Below are 18,261 nucleotides of genomic sequence, written 5' to 3' on the forward strand. Positions count from 1 at the left end.
AATTAAAGTAATTAATTGATTTTTATGTTCTCGCTCAATGAAAATAATCAATTAGACAACCCTTTGATTATCAAAGACATTGTTGTGGTTTCCCCTAAAACAGAAAAAGATAAGGTACCGCCAACAGGTGAGTTTGGCACCATTCCAGATTTAGCTAATTTAATGTCACCTAAAAATCATAGAAAATTAGCTCAATTTAAATGGGCTCAAGAAGATAGATTATATTCAACCATTAAAAGCTTAGTGCATTACGCTACCGATAGACATCAAGAACAAAATTGTGGAGATACAAATCAGATTTTACCTAGCAAAGAAAATGCGGTCACTCGACTTGTGACGAATGAATTTGCCTTTTACACGGCAATTCCTTTTTCAATCGAAGAGTTTGCACATCTTCAGGAGCGAATTGCTGCATTAGCTGAGAGAAGTCCTGAAAATCTTCATTTAATATTATCATCATTTGCGCTGCTTACCCCTGATAAAAAGGTGATGGATGTTGTTGTCCATGTGCAATGCGGAAAAAATCCTAAATTTAATTTTATTGTAAAAAATAATACAGCCGATTCAGACCCCCAATATTCTGATTATTCAGTAAGCGCCGATGAAAAAATAAAACGGAAAAAATTATTTCCGAATGTCGACATCAATGATCAAGAAACCAAACTTGATTCCTATGAAATCAGGGTTAACGGTGTTAAACATCAATTTTCATACAATAATATCGTTGAATGTATGACCGCAGGTGGTGTTCCATTTTTTACTGCAATCGATATTTGTCTTGATCATGAATTTGAAGTGGCAAAAAATAATGCTAATAAATTAATCGATGACCTACATGAAAGCTATTTACGTGGAGAGTATCGTGGATACATTTCATTATTAGTTTCGTATCTTGTGACATCTAATTACATCAATGTTAAAAGAAAATACGGACTTGGCGTGATAACGCAAGCTGATCCTATCCAATCATTAAAGGAGTGCAAAGAGCAAACCGAAAAATCTTCGTTTAAAGAAATAAAACTTCCTTTTGGGCCCCCGCTCATCATTATTGAAACAAGTCCCTTAGAATGCGGTGAATGGCCTGAGCAACAACGTGCGCGTGTTATTGCACATAATAATGATGTGCTAGGTATAGAGAATCCAAAAGGAGAAACAAAAAAAATTAAAAAAGCATTAAGTCACGACATGATGGACGAGCTTTCTAGTGACGAGAGTGATGAGGAAGGGAAACCTAGAGATAATGATATTTTAGAAGACATCATTACTAGCTTAAAGCAATGTGAAAAAGGATATGCAGGCCACAGCGCCCCATTATTGTCATGGATGACAACTCAAAGCATTGATCCTTTAGCTACAAAACACAAGGTTTTTTTAAAAAATGAACTTAAACAGCTGAGAGAACAAATAAAGAAAATTCTGAAAAGCTCAAGGATAATCAATAAAGCGGAGCAAGCTCATAAACTGTTATCGGCTACCTTGCAAAGTATTACGGACAAAGATGATAATCTTCGTCACACACGAGTTTTTCAATTATGTGAAATGAACATGAAAAGTATAGAAGCAGAATACCCAGATCTTAGAAGAAATCTTCCTACTCAGTCTTTTTAGTGGGGACATTTACCGCCTAACAATTGAATATCCCATCACCATTACAACTTTGTTGAACTCTAGAAAATCATATTATTTTCATTATAACTCTTTTAACACATTAACTAAGGTATCAACCGAATTAGCGAGATTTATTTGCTCAATTTCCGATAAATCTTGAAGATTATCGTTGAGACGATTGTGCAGTAGATAGGGCGAGGAACAAACAAACTCTGTGCCTTTATCTGTTATATCAATAAAAATAATACGCCTATCTTTAATATCCCGCATACGTTGAACAAATCCCTTTACTTCCAGCCGATCAATGACTCCAACTAGAGTACTCATTGATAAATGAACACTCTTAGATAAAAGAGAGAGGGTCATGACGCCTTTTTCATAAATTTCATATAAACATATAAGTTGCGGTATGGTGAGTCCATAGCATTTATTTAAGCGCCTTGAGTGATTATCCATATGCTGCATTATTTTCCGTAGAGCAAGAATAATCTTCTTAGCTTGTTTTTCAGATTGTATATCACCGGTTACTTTTTCTTCAAACTGGCTTTGATCAAGAGAGTTCATGAATAGAGTCTTACAATAATCTAGGGTTGAAATTGACTGCTATTGCTATTAACATGGCAAAAGTAGTTCGCGTACAAATTATATCAGTAGACATTAATTTGTTATAGATAATTTTTATTGTACTCAACTATTAAATATAACTGTAGAAGCCTTATTAAATATAGTTTGAGATGGCTATTTCTAATAGAGAGGGGCATTTTTGAGATCACATTTATAGCAATGTGGACTGCCAATAAAACAATAAAATAGAAGGTTTAAGTAATGCAGAATCAACTCGATGAATCCCCATTAACATCCGACAATTATCCTACCCCACCATTATTAACCACCTTAACCGATGAAGAAGAAATTTCTTTTAAAAGCAATGGTGTTCTTACTCTAGGAGTAGAAATTGAACTGCAATTAATTGACGCTTCAACTTATAATCTATGTTCTCGAGCAGAAGAAATATTAAAAAAAACGGCTCATCTAAGAAAAATTAAACCGGAATTTTATTTAAGTACGATAGAAATTAATACTGATAAATGTAGCACAGCACACCATGCCGAGGAGGATCTCTATCAAACAATAAGCTCGTTACAGCTCGCTACAAAGAATATGGGCATCCAGTTTGCAACTACGGGCTCCCACCCTTTTTCCAGATACTCCGATTGGCTGATTTCCCCTACTGAACGCTATCAGGAGCTCATCGATCGCAATCAATGGCTCACTCGCCGAATGAGTGTCTATGGGTTACATGTTCATTTGGGAATGTCTAGTGGTGAAGAATGCATTCGTTATAATAATTTTTTCATGTATTTTTTACCGCATTTATTAGCCCTGTCGTCGAGCTCACCTTTTTGGCAAGGGATAGATACAGGTCTGTCCTCCTGGCGCCCGACTACTTATGAATCATTACCCACTGCTGGTCAGCCTTATCATGTGCGCAAATGGCAAGATTTTGAGCATTTATATAGAACATTAAAATTATGCGGCTCGATTACATCCCTTAAAGACTTATGGTGGGATCTGCGGCCAAGTCCTGGTTATGGCACTTTGGAAATTCGAGTTTGCGATGGAGCAGCCACATTATCAGAAACCGTAGCCATTGTTGCTCTTATCCATACACTTGCCCATTGGTTTAGCGACAATGGCAGTTGGCTTGAATCGGTAGCCTGCCCGCCTTATTGGCTTTCTCGAGAAAACAAATGGAGAGCCATGCGTTATGGTTTAAATGCTGAATTAGTCATGAATACAGATGGTAAAATAAAACTAATGCGTGATGATCTTCAAGAATGGTTTGAAAAATTACAACCATATATCAAGAAACTTAATTATCAAACCTACTTTTCTACTCTCCAAACCATTATTGACTGTGGTACCAGTTCTGAGCGGCAACAAAAAGTATTTGAACGTACTGGTTGTTTCAAAGATGTAGTGAAACATAATGTCAGTGAGTTTTTACTACAAGTACCTCTTTATAGACAGGAACAAATTGTTAAATGAACCAATAAAAAGCCGGATAAGATTGAGAAACCGTAAATCGAATGTTTGAAAATAAATTAAGAAATTTTTATGAAAACAGTACGTTAGATGTTTTCAATTTCATGATGCTAAAACCAGTAATTTTATCGGTAGTTTACATCTTATTGATGCCAAAGATCATACCAACATAGGAAGCAGTCACGCCTAACCATTAAAACCTACAAGTAATCCAAATGCCCCTTTAAATACTGGAGATGTTCTATAATGCAAATAAGCGCAATGAGACAAACTATTAAAACTATAGCAAACACTGTTTGGATTGAATTTAGTAATGAAGCAATTTTATAACCACTTTGGTTAATTCAGTCCTCAATGAATAACAATAAAGAAGGTGAAGCAATATGTGTGGAATCGCGGGAGAATATCAGTTTAATAAGAAAAATATCCCCTTATTTAGTTTAGAAAAAGCCATTCTAAAACAGCTCAACCGCGGGCCTGATGATGGACAAATTTACCAAGTTGATGGTCTGGCTCTAGGGCATAGAAGACTGAAGATATTTGATCTTACCAATCGTGGTGCGCAACCGATGGTTGACTCTGAGCTTGGATTAGCATTGGTATTCAATGGCGCTATTTATAATTTTTTGGAATTGCGAAAAGAACTGGAAGCGAAAGGTTACTCCTTCATTTCCGATAGCGATACTGAAGTACTGCTTAAAGCCTATCACGCATGGGGGACACAGTGTATCCCTAAGCTTCAAGGGATGTTTGCTTTTGCAATTTGGGAACAAAATACAGGTAAATTAATACTGGCTCGTGACCGTTTAGGTATCAAACCACTCTATTATAATACTAACTATTCCAAGGGCTTTAAATTTGCATCTACGTTACCAGCACTTATTGAATTTGAAGGCATTAATACTTCGATTGATAAAATTGCATTGCAATTTTATCTGACCTTTCATGCGGTTCCTGATCCATATACCATTCTCTCCGGCGTAAAGAAATTACTCCCCGGCTCAATTATGACGGTATATCCCAGCGGTGAGATTAAGCAAGAAATATACTGGCAACTCAAAATAGATGACACAAAAACCAATCACTCGCATAGCGAGAATGACTGGCTTAAAAGCACCCATGATGCATTACTGTTGGCAACTAAACGTCAATTAGCTGCCGATGTTCCAGTTGGAATACTGCTTTCCGGCGGGTTGGATTCTTCTTTACTTGTAGCACTTGCCTCGCAACTGGAAAAGGAAGAAATACAAACGTTCTCTATTGGCTTTGAGAGCTCCCATGGAGAACCAGGCAATGAATTTGTATATTCTGATCTTGTTGCCTCACAATTCGGTACAAAACATCAACAGATGTTTATTTCAAATAAACAACTCGCCTACTCTCTGGGGCAATGTGTTTCTGCAATGTCTGAACCCATGCTTAGCCATGATAATATCGGATTTTATTTGCTTTCTCATGAGGTTGCAAAGCATGTAAAGGTAGTTCTGTCAGGGCAAGGTGCGGACGAGATTTTTGCGGGGTACCATTGGTTTCAAAATGTTCCCACCATGGCTTCCTCACCTAGACAATCCGCACAGTTTATTTTTGATAAAGTAGCCGATCGTAATTTTGTAGAATATCAGCAACTTGTAACCCCAGCTTTTTACACGAGCACACATACAGATTCATTCTTAGCCGAGTTATGCGAGCAAAATGGCTCTCCTAATACTGTGGATAGTTTACTTTTGTATGAAAGTACCTTTGCATTAGCTAATGGTCCTTTGAGTCGTGTAGATAACATGACCATGGCGGCAAGCCTTGAAGCACGGGTGCCATTCTTGGATGAGGCGGTTGTTAATCTCTCTGCTTCTATGCCCCTCAATTATAAACTTCCAAATGGAGGTAAATACATTTTAAAACAACTTGGTAAAAAAATGCTTCCTGAGAAAATTATTAATCGCTCAAAGGGATATTTTCCTGTTCCTGCCTTGAAATACCTGGAAGGAAGTACGCTTGAGCTGATGCACGAAGTACTTTCATCAAGTAATGTAAAACAACGCGGCATCTTTAATATAGACGCCGTTCAAACGCTGCTTACACATCCAGAAAAACATTTTACTCCTTCGGGTATTTCCAAACTCTGGCAAATAGGTCTGCTTGAATATTGGCTTCAGTTACATGGCTTATAAAAATAAAATTTTTTGAGCAAGCTGGTCACTTATCGGGCCAAATAAAACCTTTTCACGACTCCACCCATTGAAATTACAAGCGACAAAAACGATGTTATATCAGAGGGGTAAATTCATATCACTCTGATATAACATGATTTATCTGTTCCTATTTTTATTTAGATGCTGGGCTGCGCGCTAACAACTTCATGTACACGCTGTAATGATTTGGATTGGTTCCAGCCAAAAACACCTAAAAAACTTAGCGCGCTAATCCTATGAATATTTAAAGCTAGGTAGATCGAACTTTCTGGATGGTTAACCGCTAATGCTAGGCTCTCTTCTCCTTCAAACTCCGCATTATCCACTGCTTCAATAATAGCCTCAGCCTTTTCCTTACAATTGATCCAATAAGGATTCATACTGTTTTGATGGGCTTGCAATCTCAATATTTGCTCTAAAATTTTTGTACCGAGCTCACCGCAACTATTAAGTTTTTCAATATAATTTTGTGCAATACAAGGTACATTTGAAATTTCTTCCTGAGAAATAAGAGCTTCTAATTTAGATTCAATATGGCCGCCCTGTGATAACTGTGGATACTCAACAGTTTCCCATGCTGTAGAAACGGTCTTAATACAAAGTAAAGGATGGATTTCCTTTGCTTTACAAAAATCAATCCAACCACTACTCCCTAGCTTCACAAAATTATTAGCAGCTCTAATTAATAACCGAGCAAGGGTAGAAGGATCAGGCTTATCTCTACTTGTACTACTTGGAGATACATCGTCAAGAGTTACCCTAAAATCATTTAATGACAGTTTATTTTGCCTTAACTTATCTACCGCTTTATACACCGAACGACAGCATAGGGCTTCATATAAGATAGTGTTAATGTTTAGTTCGGAATGAAGCGTACAGTCCCCATTATGGTTAACCTTTACGTTTGAACTGGCTGTACAGTTAATTTTATATTTTTTAATAAACTGATTGGTAACCCTATGTATATGAGAAGTAGTACCCCAAGAATTAGTTGCTACTATTACTTCTATTCGATCCTTATTTTTGATAAAAAATAACGGCTCAGTAAAGGTACCATCATAAACTGTAAATAGAACAGTAGCTCTGCTGGAAGTATTCAATTCCAATTGTTTAATTGTACCTTCAAATTGCTGTATCTCATTTTTTTTTCGCAAATCAACACTAAAAGTTCCTAAAAAAAGTTCATCTTGAGAATCGGTAACTAACCGGTCGCTTAAGTAGTAATCTAGACCGAAATCGGCGCCACACCAAACTTTTTCTGGGCAAGAAAATTGACTAAGTCTGGAAAAATTTTCCATTATTTTCGTGTCTTCTGATTTATAGGGAAAACCTAATATAGCGGTCATTGCATCAAGCAAAGGGACAATAGGAGAGGCGAAATTCCAAGTATTACCATCGCCAGCATCCTTTATTTTTTTAAACCCTTCATTTAAAAAAATCTCAAAAAATAAAGGCTCTTGTAATAATTGGTGCAAAGAAGCAAAAAGCTTCATCAATTCTTTATTTTGTTGGATTCTTTTTACTTTTCCAACTAAAGAATATCGATGTCTTCTATATGCATTACTTAAGCGCTCAATTTCACTTTTTATTTCATGATGTTTCATTGATAAGTTTAATTTTAAATGGAGTTGTTATGCGTCGAAATGACCGTATCGCTATACTTGGCTGGTACTTCCATCTCTTTTGGCTGATAAAAACGATGGTTACTCGTAAGGACATAATCAGCCATCACAGGATATCGGCAATCAAACCTTCTTGCAATTCCCTCTTCATCAGCTTCTTTTTCCTCAGGTTTTCGGGAGGTTTGTTGTTCTTGATAAACTATAACCTCTTTAAATTTCTCATCAATAATTCCAGCTTTTCTAATGGCTTCAAGTGCCATAGTAAGAGTAAAATTCTCCTCCCCAAAAATGATCACATAATTTTCAAACACACTAGAAGGCATTTTATCAATCCCTAATTGGTGAAGTGCGCAAACCCTGAATAGTTCTTCTTCATTTTCTTGTTTATAACTGAGAAAAGCACAATCCTCAGAGCCATGTCGTTGTATTATTACTGATTCGATAAGAGATTCTTCAGAATCTGGGCATTCGTAGATGCGTCTGTTAGCAAATTTTTGCATCTGTTTTTGAAATAAATTTTTTTCATTCAATAAAATAGATTCTCTAAAAGCGTCGTCAATCAATCCATGCTGCTCAAGAGATGCCAATGTCGTGATAAGATTGCCAAAACAATCTTTATTGTTTCTCACCACATAGAGTTCGCTATGCGCTTGGAGAGGTTCAAATGCTAGCTCATCAAGCTGCAACTTCTCTGCAGGTTGACGTAATTTGATATGAGGACAAAAATATCCTGAATCGTCAGAGACTATTATTTCTTCAATAATTGAATCAAGTTTCGTATTTTTGTAATGCCTAGACATATTATATCCTCTTTGCGCTATTGATAAATTTTGCAAAGCATATTCTTTTTTTAACATTTTTGTCAAATGATTGCGCAGTATCAAACTAAATCGGCTTCATGATTAGTTTAGGTGAATCTACCAGACAATATGTTCTTGGAGTACATTTGCGAGGAAACAGATCAATAGACCTGATTCCGCTGCTGCATCAAAGCTAGATTTAGATAAACGCTTTATTACGATGCAAACGATGTACGCGGTGAATTAATCGGCGATTCACTTCACGATGCTTTACAAATTTCTTGTTGGCATTTAGTTTCAGTGGTCTTTGCTTGGTTGCAGTTTCACTCTCGTTTGCAGAGGTTTCTTCATTACCAGTTATAGTTTGAGGATTGGTTGCTGATACGGTATCCGGAGTTATTTTTGATACACAACCCGTGAAACTATAGCTCAAAAATAAAACAATAAGGCAGCTCTTATATTTTTTCATAGCATTCCTTTGATTGACTAAAAATAGGCATTAACGGCTAATAAAACAGTATAACTCTTTCGTCCCAAGTTCAATCGATCCAGCGGACGATAAACGGGTAAGCGTTGCCCTGTCGCTCTACTAAACACATTGTAATTGACATCGTGCTGCAATCCTAAACTTTGGGTTGTATTACGCCACAGAGAGGTTGTAAAGGTAATCGAGTATTCACGCGTAGGTAAGAGTAAGGCAAGCGCTTGTTTGGTAAAACCGTAATCGAATGCAAGGCTGCTAGGCTTGTCTAAAAATCTAAATGCATAAGCAGCTTCGAAATCAAAGGCTTTGGGTTTTGCTCCTCTGTTATCAAAAGTCATATCAATGGGTGAAAAGCGGCGAGTTGCTGTTAAATATTCAGCAAGGATGCTAAAGCGCCCCATCGTCAAATTACCATAAATATCAAATCCAGGTACTCGATGAACAAGTACATTTCCTTGGAAACAAGGAAATGCAAAACCGCCGAACAAAGTACAGGCTCGTGACAGTTGTCCATTCAATTGAATACCACCTGCGTCAGCAATATTGGAAATATACCCAAGACCAAATTGCGCAGTCCAGTCGCTTTTTTTAATCAAATAATCAAGGCTAAGTCCCCATTCATTAACCGCAGAGGAGTGAAATGAGGTAACCGTATCGCCACGATAGCCATAGACTGTCGCATCAAGTTCTGTATTATCGGTACTATGACTATATCCCAATAAAAACGGACGCTCGGTGGTAGTAAACAGCGATGCAGTTAAAGGACTATTAATTGTAAAACTATTATATTGACCAAAAGGTAGATACATTTGTCCCATGGAGGCATAGAAGTCGAATTTATCAAGATTGCCAACCGTCACAAATCCCTGATCAAGAAAGATACGTGAATTATTTACTCGCGGTCCGAACTGAGCAGGCGCCAATCCCTCTAAAGGACGGTTGTCATAGTCAAAGCTAAAGAAGCCAGTCACCCATTTACCAATACTTGCAAGCCCTGTAATGTTTGCGACGGTTAAATCAATGTCGCTATTTGAGCGGCCAACGAAGGGGGTGAACCAAGCTATTTGCCCAGACAAAGTGCCGCTTAAAATAAGATAGTAGTTAGACATTCCATTTTTGGAAAATGCAGCCGCAATTTCTTGCCGGTATTGTAAGGCTAAAAGATCCGTGTTCTGCTGTGATAAATTGGTTATTAAATCAGAACCATCATAAGCTGATTCCTGGCCTAAATAGGGGTTAATAATTGGAAAATATCCTCCCAAGCGGCGTACGTAATCTCTTTTCTCCATCTTAGCAGCCTGCGGGGCAGCTTTATTTTTAGGACTATGTTGATGATTCGCAGTTTTAGCTTTCGTTTTAGTTGGAAAGTTAGTTTTAGCTGCCGTAGAAACTGGCCTAGAAGGCTTCGCTGCCACTGCTGCTTTTGGTTGAGCCTGAATCTTTTGCATTATCGGTTGCGGCTGTGGTTTAGCTGGAATTTGTTGTTCTGCTTTTTTCGATGTTATTTCAGGCGGATGCTCCCGAGTATGCTCGGCTAATTCTTTTTTTAATTGGGCGACTTCTTTTCTTAAAGCACGTGTTTCATCAAGAAGTTCTTTTATTTCCTTTGCACTTAAGGTATCGCTAAAGCCATTGTTGATAAGACAGAGAAAAAAAATTGTTACCCCAAACAGCCGTTGCAAAATTTGTTGCAGGATATCCCTCGTTCTTTTAACCATTTTGCAATAACTATTCATTTGAAAAAATCAAGAGGCTGAGTCAAATACCTCAGCCTCATCCTGGTCTACCACTCGGAATTAGGTAAGTACTTCCTGAAGAAAATTTCTCATCGATTGTAGGGCGCGTCGTTCAGCTTTAGCGTTATAAATAATACCTGATGGGCTATCATGAGCATGAGGATTCGTAAAACCGTGCTGTGTATGCCCATAGACATGAACTTGCCAATCGACTTTAGCCATCGTCATTTCCAGGCAAAATTCGTTCACTTGCTCAGGCTGAACCATAGGATCATCATAGCCATGTAAGGCTAAAACTTTGGCATGAATCGTATCATTAGCCAACTCTTTAGGTTTATTCAGTAAACCATGAAAACTGACCACGCCTTTTAATTCTGCTCCACTTCGAGCCAAATCAAGCGCGCATAAACCGCCAAAACAAAATCCGATGGCCGCTATTCGGTTTATATCCACCTCAGACATAGCGATTAGAGCATCAAAAGCGGCGCGAATACGGTCTCGAAGCATCCGACGATCATGGATCAATGGCTCCATCAGCGCGTTTTTTTCATGAGTCGATGCCCCCAAACGCCCATTACCATACATATCCACTGCAAAACCAAGATAACCCATTTCGGCTAGCATTTGCGCCTTTTCACAGGCGAAATCATTACGGCCTGACCAATCATGGACGACTAAAACGGCTGGTCTTGGTTTATCGGTGCTATCATCGTAAGCTAAAAAACCATGTAATTCCTGTTCACCATGATGATATAAGTAATTCGATGTGTGCATGAAAAGTCCTTGTTCAGCAATAATCTGAGGAATTAAATTTTCGGTAAGACAAATTCTGCCAGACACGTTTGAAAAATGCGAGTCATAGCTCATTTAATTGCATTATTTTTTTTTATATAACTCTAGAGCATTCGCGCGCGGTAAGCGTAAGTGCACAAAATTAGCTAAACTGAAAATTATTATCCTTCATTCTTAGCTATGAAAACGATCCGCGCCTTTTTCGCTGTTTCCCTCCCAGAATCACTGCAAAGCCCTCTAAAAAAAACACAGGCATTACTGCGCTCCAAGCAACGACCAATGCGAGCAATATATTGGACAAACTTACAAAATTTGCATGTCACTTTACAATTTTTGCGTGAACTTCAATCTGATCGTCTAAGTCAACTGATTGAAAAGGTTGAAAGCGCATTGAAAAATACCCCTGGATTCCAATTAGAATTAGGAAATCCTCAATTATTTCCCTCCTTGAAACATCCACGAGTTATTGCCCTTCAAGCAGGACCACATGAGGACTTGGCAAACATTGCTAAGAAAATAGGCTTAGCCATTTCTGCTATCCACTACCCACTTGCTCGAGATGAATTTCGCGGTCATTTAACACTAGGACGGATTCATAGAAACACTCAGTTTAATGATCTTGAGCCTATAGAATTACCCCCAATCCCCCGCGTTAAAATCTCTGAGATTTGTTTATTTGAAAGCAAAACGGGTTATAAAAAACAAATCTACATCCCTTTGGCATATTTTAAGCTTGTTTCTTAATATTTTGGGTAAATCGAACGAGCATTATTTTTTGAACTATGATCAAATTATAAATTCCAGGAAGGATCTAATTATGCATGCTAATACATTGACTGAATTTTGGGATTTAATTCATGCACAGTTGTGTTATCAAGTATTTATTACGCCTATTCATTTTCCCATCGAAAAAGAATATCGAGAATTTGCCCGTCGCGCCTGTGAGTTTTTTGTCGAAAATCGCAGCTCTTCTATTCATCTTAGCAGCCCTCGACATCATGTTATTCATTGTTTTGAGCAAGCTAACAATCCTCAAGCTAAGAAGGTACTCATTGCTCACGGATGGATCTCAAGAGCCGCTTATATGGCTCGCCTCATTCGTGCGCTTCATCAACAAGGTTACCATGTTTATGCGATTGATTTTCCCGCCCATGGAGAAGCAAAGGGCCTACAACTTACCTGGATGGATGCAGTCCTGATCTTACAACAAACTATCAATAATTTAGGACCCTTTCATGGAGTGATCGGTCATTCATTCGGCGGCTCGATGATTTTAAATACTTTAAATTTAGCTAACCAATTTGCTGAGTGGAAAATCAATGAAGGACCTGAACGAGTGGTGCTAATGTCATCACCAACCCGTATGCGCACGCCCGTGAGTAAATTGGCAAGACGACTTAAACTTAGCGGCAAAGGTTTTATTTTTCTTCGCGAACTTTTTCGTCAACATGCTATCACTGATATAAAACACCTTGATTTTCGCCATTTTATTAATCGCTCACAAACACCTGTACTCTGTATTCACGGCGAGGATGATGATTCGATCATGCCCTACGAATCCACTATTTTCTGTGAACAATATCCCCATGCTTCTCTTGCTTTATTGCCTGGCGCTGATCATGTTTCTGTGCTGCTCGATGAACGAGTAGAAGCCAAAGTTTGTGAGTTTTTAAATTAATCCAGTGTTTGACGATATCGTTTAACACCAATAAACATCGTTACAAAAGTAAAAACAAGAATAGGAATTAACTCAGGCCAAACCTCTAAAAACCCATTTCCTTTTAATAAAATACCGCGTGCGATAACCAAAAAATGCGTTAGCGGAAGAATATTACCAATCCATTGAGCCCATTCAGGCATTCCCCGAAAAGGAAACATAAAACCAGACAATAACATGGACGGTAAAAAGAAAAATAGTGCCGCCTGGACTGCTTGTAATTGACTCGTCGCAATTGTGGAAAAAGTTAAGCCCATAGCTAAATTTGCCGCAATAAACGGTAAGCAAAGCAATAACAAAAGGCTAACACTACCTTGAATAGGAATTTCGAATAAAAACTTGGAAATCATTAGAATGAGTAATACTTGAATATAGCCAACAATAATATAGGGTAAAATTTTAGCAACCATAACCTCTATTGGCCTAAGCGGAGTGGCCAGTAAATTCTCCATGGTTCCTCGCTCATATTCTTTTGTAATAGCCAGTGTCGTAATCACCACCATCGTCATAGTTAAAACAACCCCAAGTAATCCGGGCACGATATTATAGGCGGTAATTGCCAGTGGATTGTAAACCGTATGTACAATCGGTTGATAAGCATCTGAATTACTGGCTAAATTTTTTAAAGGCCCAACTAACTCTTCTTTTAAACTTAAAGAAGCCAGATCGTTAAACACAGAAATAGCACGACTGGTCGCAGCCGGATCAGTGGCATCCGCCTCCAATAGCAAGTTCGGCTTTAATCCTTTAACCAGATCATGAGAAAAATTAGGAGGAAAATTCAAAACAAATTGCACTTTTCCTCTTTGTAATAAATCATGGGCTTCTTTTTCACTGGATGCAGGGCTAACGAATTCAAAATAAGTTGAATTTTCCATGCTTACCAGAATCCTACGGCCAAAAACGCTGTGATCTGGATTGACAATCGCTGTAGGTAAATGGCGAGGATTTGTGTTAATTGCATAACCAAACAACATCAGTTGCATTAAAGGGATACCAATAATCATGGCGAAGGTTCCCTTATCGCGACGCATTTGCACAAATTCTTTAGCCATAATGGCGAACATCCGAGTGGTTGACCAGAATTTCAATCGAACTCTCCCTGCGATTGATTGACTAAACTTATAAATGCATCCTCTAAAGTAGTATCTATTGCTTGCCAAGTTACTGCGTGGTGTTTGGCTAAATCGTTTAAATTGGGCTCTATAATTGCTGGATCGAAACCACAAATATGAATTTTATTACCAAAAAGAGCCGCTTGCGTTACCCCTTTAACCGTTTTGGCTTGTTGCAACAAAGTAGTCGTCACCTCACCCATAATTTCCCAGGTTTTAAGCTTAGTTTTGTCAATGACGTCTTTGATAGTACCGGTAACTAATAAATCACCGCTAGCAAAATAAGCCAAACGAGTACAACGCTCTGCCTCATCCATGTAATGAGTCGAAACTAAAATGGTGACGCCTTGCTCACTTAAGGTATGAATCTTGTCCCAAAACTCACGTCGAGCAAGAGGGTCGACCCCAGCAGTAGGTTCATCAAGCAATAATAATTCTGGCTCATGTAATAAGCAGGCTGCTAGCGCAAGTCGTTGTTTCCATCCACCAGATAATTTTTCTGTGAGTTGTTTTTTGCGTGTAGTCAAATTAAACTCTTCGAGAATTTTAGCCACTCTGGCCTTACTATTGCTAATATTATAAATTCGTGCCATTAGGGTTAAATTTTCCTGCACGGTTAGCTCATTGTAAAAACTAAAGCGCTGTGTCATGTAGCCCACATGCGGTTTAATTTTTTTAGATTCACTAACAATGTCAAAACCTAAGCAAGTCCCTTGACCAGCGTCTGGGGTTAAAAGCCCGCATAACATACGAATCGTTGTTGTTTTGCCGCTGCCATTCGGGCCTAAAAATCCAAATACTTCGCCTTTTTTGATATGTAAATCAATATTATTGACCACTAACTTGTCATCAAACGACTTACATAAATTGACCACATCGATAGCATGTTCACTCATGGTAAAGTCACCAACACAGGTTGACCGGGTTTAAACCGCTCCGGATGCTCAGTCACGGCTTTGATGCGAAAAACTAGCTTATCATTATTCGAGCGACTATAGACAAGCGGAGGGATATATTGAGCTTCCGGGGATATATAGTTAATTGTCGCTTCATTGGGATTCGTACAGCCATCGCAACTAAACTGAATTTTTTGACCTCTGTGAACCGCAGTTAATTTTTCAACGGGGATAAAAAACTCAATACGCACATTACTAGGCGGCAGTAAAGATAAGACTGCTTGCTGACTTGGAACAAATTCACCCACACGAAAATAAGTATCGAAAATAAAACCATCGATCGGAGCAACGATGGTTTTTTGGGCCAATTGCCATTTGGCTTCACCCAATTTTTCTGTTACAGAAATAATTTGCGCCTCTTGCGCTTTAATTTGCTCATTACGACTACCAAGGCGTGCTAATTGTAAATTAGATTCATACTGCGCCTTTAAATTTTTCTGCTCATTGTATTTGGCAATTGCTGCATCCACGGAGTCTTTGTCAATTGCATGTTTTGCATAAAGTGTCGTCATTCGACTGACTCTAATTTCAGCAAGTTTTAGCTCAGCGTCAGTTTGTGCAATCTGAGCTTTAATTGCCTCAATTTCTGGATCACGCCTTGGTTTTTCAAGATCTAATAAAACTTTTTGCGCTTGTAATAAATCAGCTTCATTTTGCTTAATAATCAAGGCTTGTGGGTTATCATCAAGAACAAATAATAATTGCCCTCGCCGCACTTGGTCGCCGCGACTTACCGCTAATTTTTTTAAGATACCCGAATTAGGAGAAGCTAAATAAATATTCTCTCCTTCAACATAACCCTGATAAGTTTTCCCATTATCAGACTTGTTACAACTCACAATCATTGCTACAAGTAAGATAATCAATAGAAATTTAGTCGGCATTCGATTAATTTTTATTATTTTTATTTAGTATAGTTAATGGAAGATTAGTCCGCATACTATTCTCAGAATGAAAATATATTTGTTGCTATTATTAACTCAATCATTGGATTCTGGATAAAATTATGAAATATGATCTGATTGTACTAGGTGGTGGAAGTGGCGGGATTGCCAGTGCAGTTCGTGCCGCCCAATACGGCGCTAAGGTTGCGGTTGTAGAGCAAAAACATTTAGGCGGCACCTGCGTAAACCTTGGTTGCGTACCGAAAAAAATTATGTTTAACGCATCGATGGTTGCAGAAACTTTAAGAAAGTCACGTGATTATGGCTTTAGTCCTGTGCAAATCAAATTGGATTGGCACGCATTAGTGAGCAAACGCAACGCTTATATCGAAAAACTACGCGAAAACTATGCCAAACGCTTTACTCAATACGATATGACTTATTTGCATGGGAAGGGAGTGTTTGTAAACCGTAACACGATCGATGTTGGTGGAGTACAATATCAAGCTGAGAATATTATTATTGCCACTGGTGGAGAACCTATTATTCCGAATGATATGGAAGGGGTGCAATATGCTATTGATTCCGATGGTTTTTTCTCTTTAGCGGAGAGACCTAACAAAGTTGCGATTATTGGTAGTGGGTACATTGGTGTCGAACTATCAGGTGTATTGCAGGGCTTAGGAGCAGAAACTCATTTGTTAATTAAGGGCCAACGTCCCTTACGTCGCTTTGACGCTATCCTGGGTAAAACCTTGCTAGAAATCATGGAACAACAAAAAATTCATCTCCATCTTGATCATCATGCCCATGCAATTACCCTGCAAGAAGATGGGCGTAAAACGATCCATTGCCGCAGCGGCTCGATTATTGAGGATTTAGATACCGTTATTGTTGCTGTTGGTCGTTCTCCTCGTACTTTCGGCTTAAATCTTGAGTCACTGAAAATGAAAAAAGATGAGCGCGGACTTATCACAGTTGATCGTTATCAGAATACCTCTATTCCTGGAATTTACGCTATTGGTGACGTCACCGATGCTCCGGCCTTAACTCCGGTTGCGATAGCAGCGGGTCGAAAACTTGCCGATCGACTTTTTGGTAAGCAAAAAGAAGCTTACCTAAATTATGACAATATTTGTTCTGCTATTTTTACTCATCCACCTATTGGAAGTGTCGGTTTGAGTGAAGAAGACGCCGTAGCAAAATATGGGCAAGAAAAAATTAAAATTTATCAAACACGCTTTAACCCCATGTACGATGCCTTAAGTGAAGATAAAACACCTACAGTTATGAAATTAGTAACTCTTGGTGAAAAAGAAAAGATCATTGGCATACATATTATTGGCTACGGAGCCGATGAAATGCTGCAAGGATTTGGTGTTGCTGTTAAAATGGGGGCTTGTAAGAAGGATTTTGACAACACAGTTGCCATCCATCCAACCAGCGCAGAAGAATTAGTAACTATGGTGTAGAATGAATAAGACTCGTCCTTTTAATAATAAATTTCCTTCTCTCGGCGAAAGAGTTTATATCGATCCACAATCGTCAGTTATTGGTGACGTGAGTTTAGGAAATGATGTTTCCGTATGGCCCATGGCAGTCATTCGCGGCGATGTTAATTCCATTAGAATCGGGGATCTTTCAAATGTTCAAGATGCTGCTATTCTACACGTCACTCATGATGGTCCCTATACTCCCGGTGGACAGCCTCTCATTATTGGCAAAGGAGTAACTATCGGCCATCAGGCTGTTCTACATGGATGCCGTATTGATGATTACTGCTTAATTGGTATGGGAGCGAAAATTCTTGATGATGTTCAAATTGAACATCATGTGATGATTGCTGCGGGTAGTTTAGTACCACCGGGAAAGCGGTTAGAAACTGGGTATTTGTATCTTGGCAATCCAGCCAAAGCGCTAAGAAAGTTGACTGAAAAAGAGCTAGAGCATCTTGAATACTCTGCCAATCACTATGTCAGACTTAAAGATAGGTATTTACAGGGTTAAGTTTGCGCACTTCTCTTGAGAACCTAAAAGGGATTAAATTCCGTAACAAAAGCTCCCGTTTTAAAGATAAGTATTTACAGAATTAAGTTTGGTCACTTCTCTTAATTTCTCTATATACTTACGAAGAGATTAAATTCTGTAACAAAAGATCCCGTTCGGCCTGAGGAAGCGCGCAGCGCTGTCTCGAAGGCTACTACAAGGAATAAAGTTGCTAAAGAAAGGTTTATAAAATAAGACAAAAAAAGCAAATAAAAAAAGCGGCATAAAAGCCGCTTTCTATAATAAAGCCCTGGCGATGACCTACT

General features: G+C 38.4%; 16 protein-coding genes. 7 read left to right on the top strand and 9 right to left on the bottom strand.

Annotated features, from left to right (window positions below; genetic code table 11):
• Positions 1-24 precede the first annotated feature (24 nt).
• Positions 25-1,608 (top strand): hypothetical protein, encoded by a 1,584-nt coding sequence (locus tag Lnau_RS10015; protein WP_058505007.1) that lies wholly within the window; start codon positions 25-27, stop codon positions 1,606-1,608.
• 81 nt (positions 1,609-1,689) lie between these two features.
• Here Lnau_RS10015 and Lnau_RS10020 read toward each other — a convergent pair whose 3' ends face one another.
• The gene (locus Lnau_RS10020; protein WP_058505008.1) at positions 1,690-2,172 is read right to left on the bottom strand and encodes a MarR family winged helix-turn-helix transcriptional regulator; all 483 of its coding nucleotides are present in this window, start codon (positions 2,170-2,172) and stop codon (positions 1,690-1,692) included.
• Positions 2,173-2,433: 261 nt separating this feature from the next.
• On the opposite strand from Lnau_RS10020, the gene Lnau_RS10025 reads away from it, so the two are divergent.
• Together Lnau_RS10025 and Lnau_RS10030 are read left to right on the top strand one after the other, a co-directional pair.
• Positions 2,434-3,657: a carboxylate-amine ligase gene (locus Lnau_RS10025; protein ID WP_058505009.1), complete on the top strand. Its 1,224-nt coding sequence runs from the start codon at positions 2,434-2,436 to the stop codon at positions 3,655-3,657.
• 380 nt (positions 3,658-4,037) lie between these two features.
• Positions 4,038-5,822 carry an N-acetylglutaminylglutamine amidotransferase gene (locus tag Lnau_RS10030; protein ID WP_058505010.1) on the top strand — a complete coding sequence of 595 codons (1,785 nt, stop codon included), beginning with the start codon at positions 4,038-4,040 and terminating at the stop codon, positions 5,820-5,822.
• 158 nt (positions 5,823-5,980) lie between these two features.
• On the opposite strand, the gene Lnau_RS10035 is transcribed toward Lnau_RS10030, so the two are convergent.
• The 5 genes from Lnau_RS10035 to Lnau_RS10055 form a co-directional block, all read right to left on the bottom strand.
• Entirely contained in the window at positions 5,981-7,447 is a 1,467-nt protein-coding gene (locus Lnau_RS10035) for a hypothetical protein (protein ID WP_058505011.1), read from the bottom strand.
• Positions 7,448-7,461: 14 nt separating this feature from the next.
• A complete protein-coding gene (locus Lnau_RS10040; RefSeq protein WP_058505012.1) occupies positions 7,462-8,322 on the bottom strand; it encodes a hypothetical protein in 861 nt (286 codons plus the stop codon).
• 142 nt (positions 8,323-8,464) lie between these two features.
• Complete coding sequence (locus Lnau_RS10045) at positions 8,465-8,734, bottom strand: hypothetical protein (protein WP_058505013.1); 270 nt, start codon at positions 8,732-8,734, stop codon at positions 8,465-8,467.
• A gap of 17 nt (positions 8,735-8,751) precedes the next feature.
• A complete protein-coding gene (locus Lnau_RS10050) occupies positions 8,752-10,467 on the bottom strand; it encodes an LbtU family siderophore porin (protein WP_058505014.1) in 1,716 nt (571 codons plus the stop codon).
• A 78-nt stretch (positions 10,468-10,545) separates the two neighbouring features.
• Positions 10,546-11,259: a dienelactone hydrolase family protein gene (locus tag Lnau_RS10055; RefSeq protein WP_058505027.1), complete on the bottom strand. Its 714-nt coding sequence runs from the start codon at positions 11,257-11,259 to the stop codon at positions 10,546-10,548.
• 198 nt (positions 11,260-11,457) lie between these two features.
• Here Lnau_RS10055 and thpR point away from each other — a divergent pair, with 198 nt between their 5' ends.
• Both thpR and Lnau_RS10065 read left to right on the top strand, forming a co-directional pair.
• On the top strand, positions 11,458-12,021 hold the full coding sequence (gene thpR, locus Lnau_RS10060) for an RNA 2',3'-cyclic phosphodiesterase (protein ID WP_058505015.1): 564 nt from the start codon (positions 11,458-11,460) through the stop codon (positions 12,019-12,021).
• 73 nt (positions 12,022-12,094) lie between these two features.
• Complete coding sequence (locus tag Lnau_RS10065; protein WP_058505016.1) at positions 12,095-12,955, top strand: alpha/beta hydrolase; 861 nt, start codon at positions 12,095-12,097, stop codon at positions 12,953-12,955.
• Here the strand turns inward: Lnau_RS10065 and Lnau_RS10070 are convergent.
• Genes Lnau_RS10070 through Lnau_RS10080 form a run of 3 tightly spaced genes read right to left on the bottom strand, consistent with a single transcriptional unit; the run spans position 12,952 to position 15,949 of the window.
• Positions 12,952-14,085: an ABC transporter permease gene (locus Lnau_RS10070; protein ID WP_238585962.1), complete on the bottom strand. Its 1,134-nt coding sequence runs from the start codon at positions 14,083-14,085 to the stop codon at positions 12,952-12,954. The genes Lnau_RS10065 and Lnau_RS10070 overlap by 4 nt on opposite strands.
• Entirely contained in the window at positions 14,082-15,005 is a 924-nt protein-coding gene (locus Lnau_RS10075; protein WP_058505017.1) for an ABC transporter ATP-binding protein, read from the bottom strand. Before Lnau_RS10075 ends, Lnau_RS10070 begins: the two co-directional genes overlap by 4 nt.
• Complete coding sequence (locus tag Lnau_RS10080) at positions 15,002-15,949, bottom strand: HlyD family secretion protein (RefSeq protein ID WP_083503819.1); 948 nt, start codon at positions 15,947-15,949, stop codon at positions 15,002-15,004. The genes Lnau_RS10075 and Lnau_RS10080 overlap by 4 nt, the downstream gene beginning before the upstream one ends.
• Positions 15,950-16,071: 122 nt before the next feature.
• Between Lnau_RS10080 and gorA the strand changes: the two genes are divergently transcribed.
• Positions 16,072-17,421 carry a glutathione-disulfide reductase gene (gene gorA, locus Lnau_RS10085; protein ID WP_058505019.1) on the top strand — a complete coding sequence of 450 codons (1,350 nt, stop codon included), beginning with the start codon at positions 16,072-16,074 and terminating at the stop codon, positions 17,419-17,421.
• Position 17,422: 1 nt separating this feature from the next.
• The gene (locus Lnau_RS10090) at positions 17,423-17,956 is read left to right on the top strand and encodes a gamma carbonic anhydrase family protein (protein WP_058505020.1); all 534 of its coding nucleotides are present in this window, start codon (positions 17,423-17,425) and stop codon (positions 17,954-17,956) included.
• The last annotated feature ends 305 nt before the right edge of the window (positions 17,957-18,261 follow it).

Source organism: Legionella nautarum (assembly GCF_001467895.1).
In the GTDB taxonomy this organism is placed as follows: Bacteria; Pseudomonadota; Gammaproteobacteria; order Legionellales; family Legionellaceae; genus Tatlockia; species Tatlockia nautarum.

Bases quoted from the DNA above. Each gene is read 5' to 3' on its own strand.
- Lnau_RS10015 (WP_058505007.1), top strand. From the start codon at position 25: ATGTTCTCGCTCAATGAAAATAATCAATTAGACAACCCTTTGATTATC.
- Lnau_RS10020 (WP_058505008.1), bottom strand. From the start codon at position 2,172: ATGAACTCTCTTGATCAAAGCCAGTTTGAAGAAAAAGTAACCGGTGAT.
- Lnau_RS10025 (WP_058505009.1), top strand. From the start codon at position 2,434: ATGCAGAATCAACTCGATGAATCCCCATTAACATCCGACAATTATCCT.
- Lnau_RS10030 (WP_058505010.1), top strand. From the start codon at position 4,038: ATGTGTGGAATCGCGGGAGAATATCAGTTTAATAAGAAAAATATCCCC.
- Lnau_RS10035 (WP_058505011.1), bottom strand. From the start codon at position 7,447: ATGAAACATCATGAAATAAAAAGTGAAATTGAGCGCTTAAGTAATGCA.
- Lnau_RS10040 (WP_058505012.1), bottom strand. From the start codon at position 8,322: ATGTTAAAAAAAGAATATGCTTTGCAAAATTTATCAATAGCGCAAAGA.
- Lnau_RS10045 (WP_058505013.1), bottom strand. From the start codon at position 8,734: ATGAAAAAATATAAGAGCTGCCTTATTGTTTTATTTTTGAGCTATAGT.
- Lnau_RS10050 (WP_058505014.1), bottom strand. From the start codon at position 10,467: ATGGTTAAAAGAACGAGGGATATCCTGCAACAAATTTTGCAACGGCTG.
- Lnau_RS10055 (WP_058505027.1), bottom strand. From the start codon at position 11,259: ATGCACACATCGAATTACTTATATCATCATGGTGAACAGGAATTACAT.
- thpR (WP_058505015.1), top strand. From the start codon at position 11,458: ATGAAAACGATCCGCGCCTTTTTCGCTGTTTCCCTCCCAGAATCACTG.
- Lnau_RS10065 (WP_058505016.1), top strand. From the start codon at position 12,095: ATGCATGCTAATACATTGACTGAATTTTGGGATTTAATTCATGCACAG.
- Lnau_RS10075 (WP_058505017.1), bottom strand. From the start codon at position 15,005: ATGAGTGAACATGCTATCGATGTGGTCAATTTATGTAAGTCGTTTGAT.
- Lnau_RS10080 (WP_083503819.1), bottom strand. From the start codon at position 15,949: ATGCCGACTAAATTTCTATTGATTATCTTACTTGTAGCAATGATTGTG.
- gorA (WP_058505019.1), top strand. From the start codon at position 16,072: ATGAAATATGATCTGATTGTACTAGGTGGTGGAAGTGGCGGGATTGCC.
- Lnau_RS10090 (WP_058505020.1), top strand. From the start codon at position 17,423: ATGAATAAGACTCGTCCTTTTAATAATAAATTTCCTTCTCTCGGCGAA.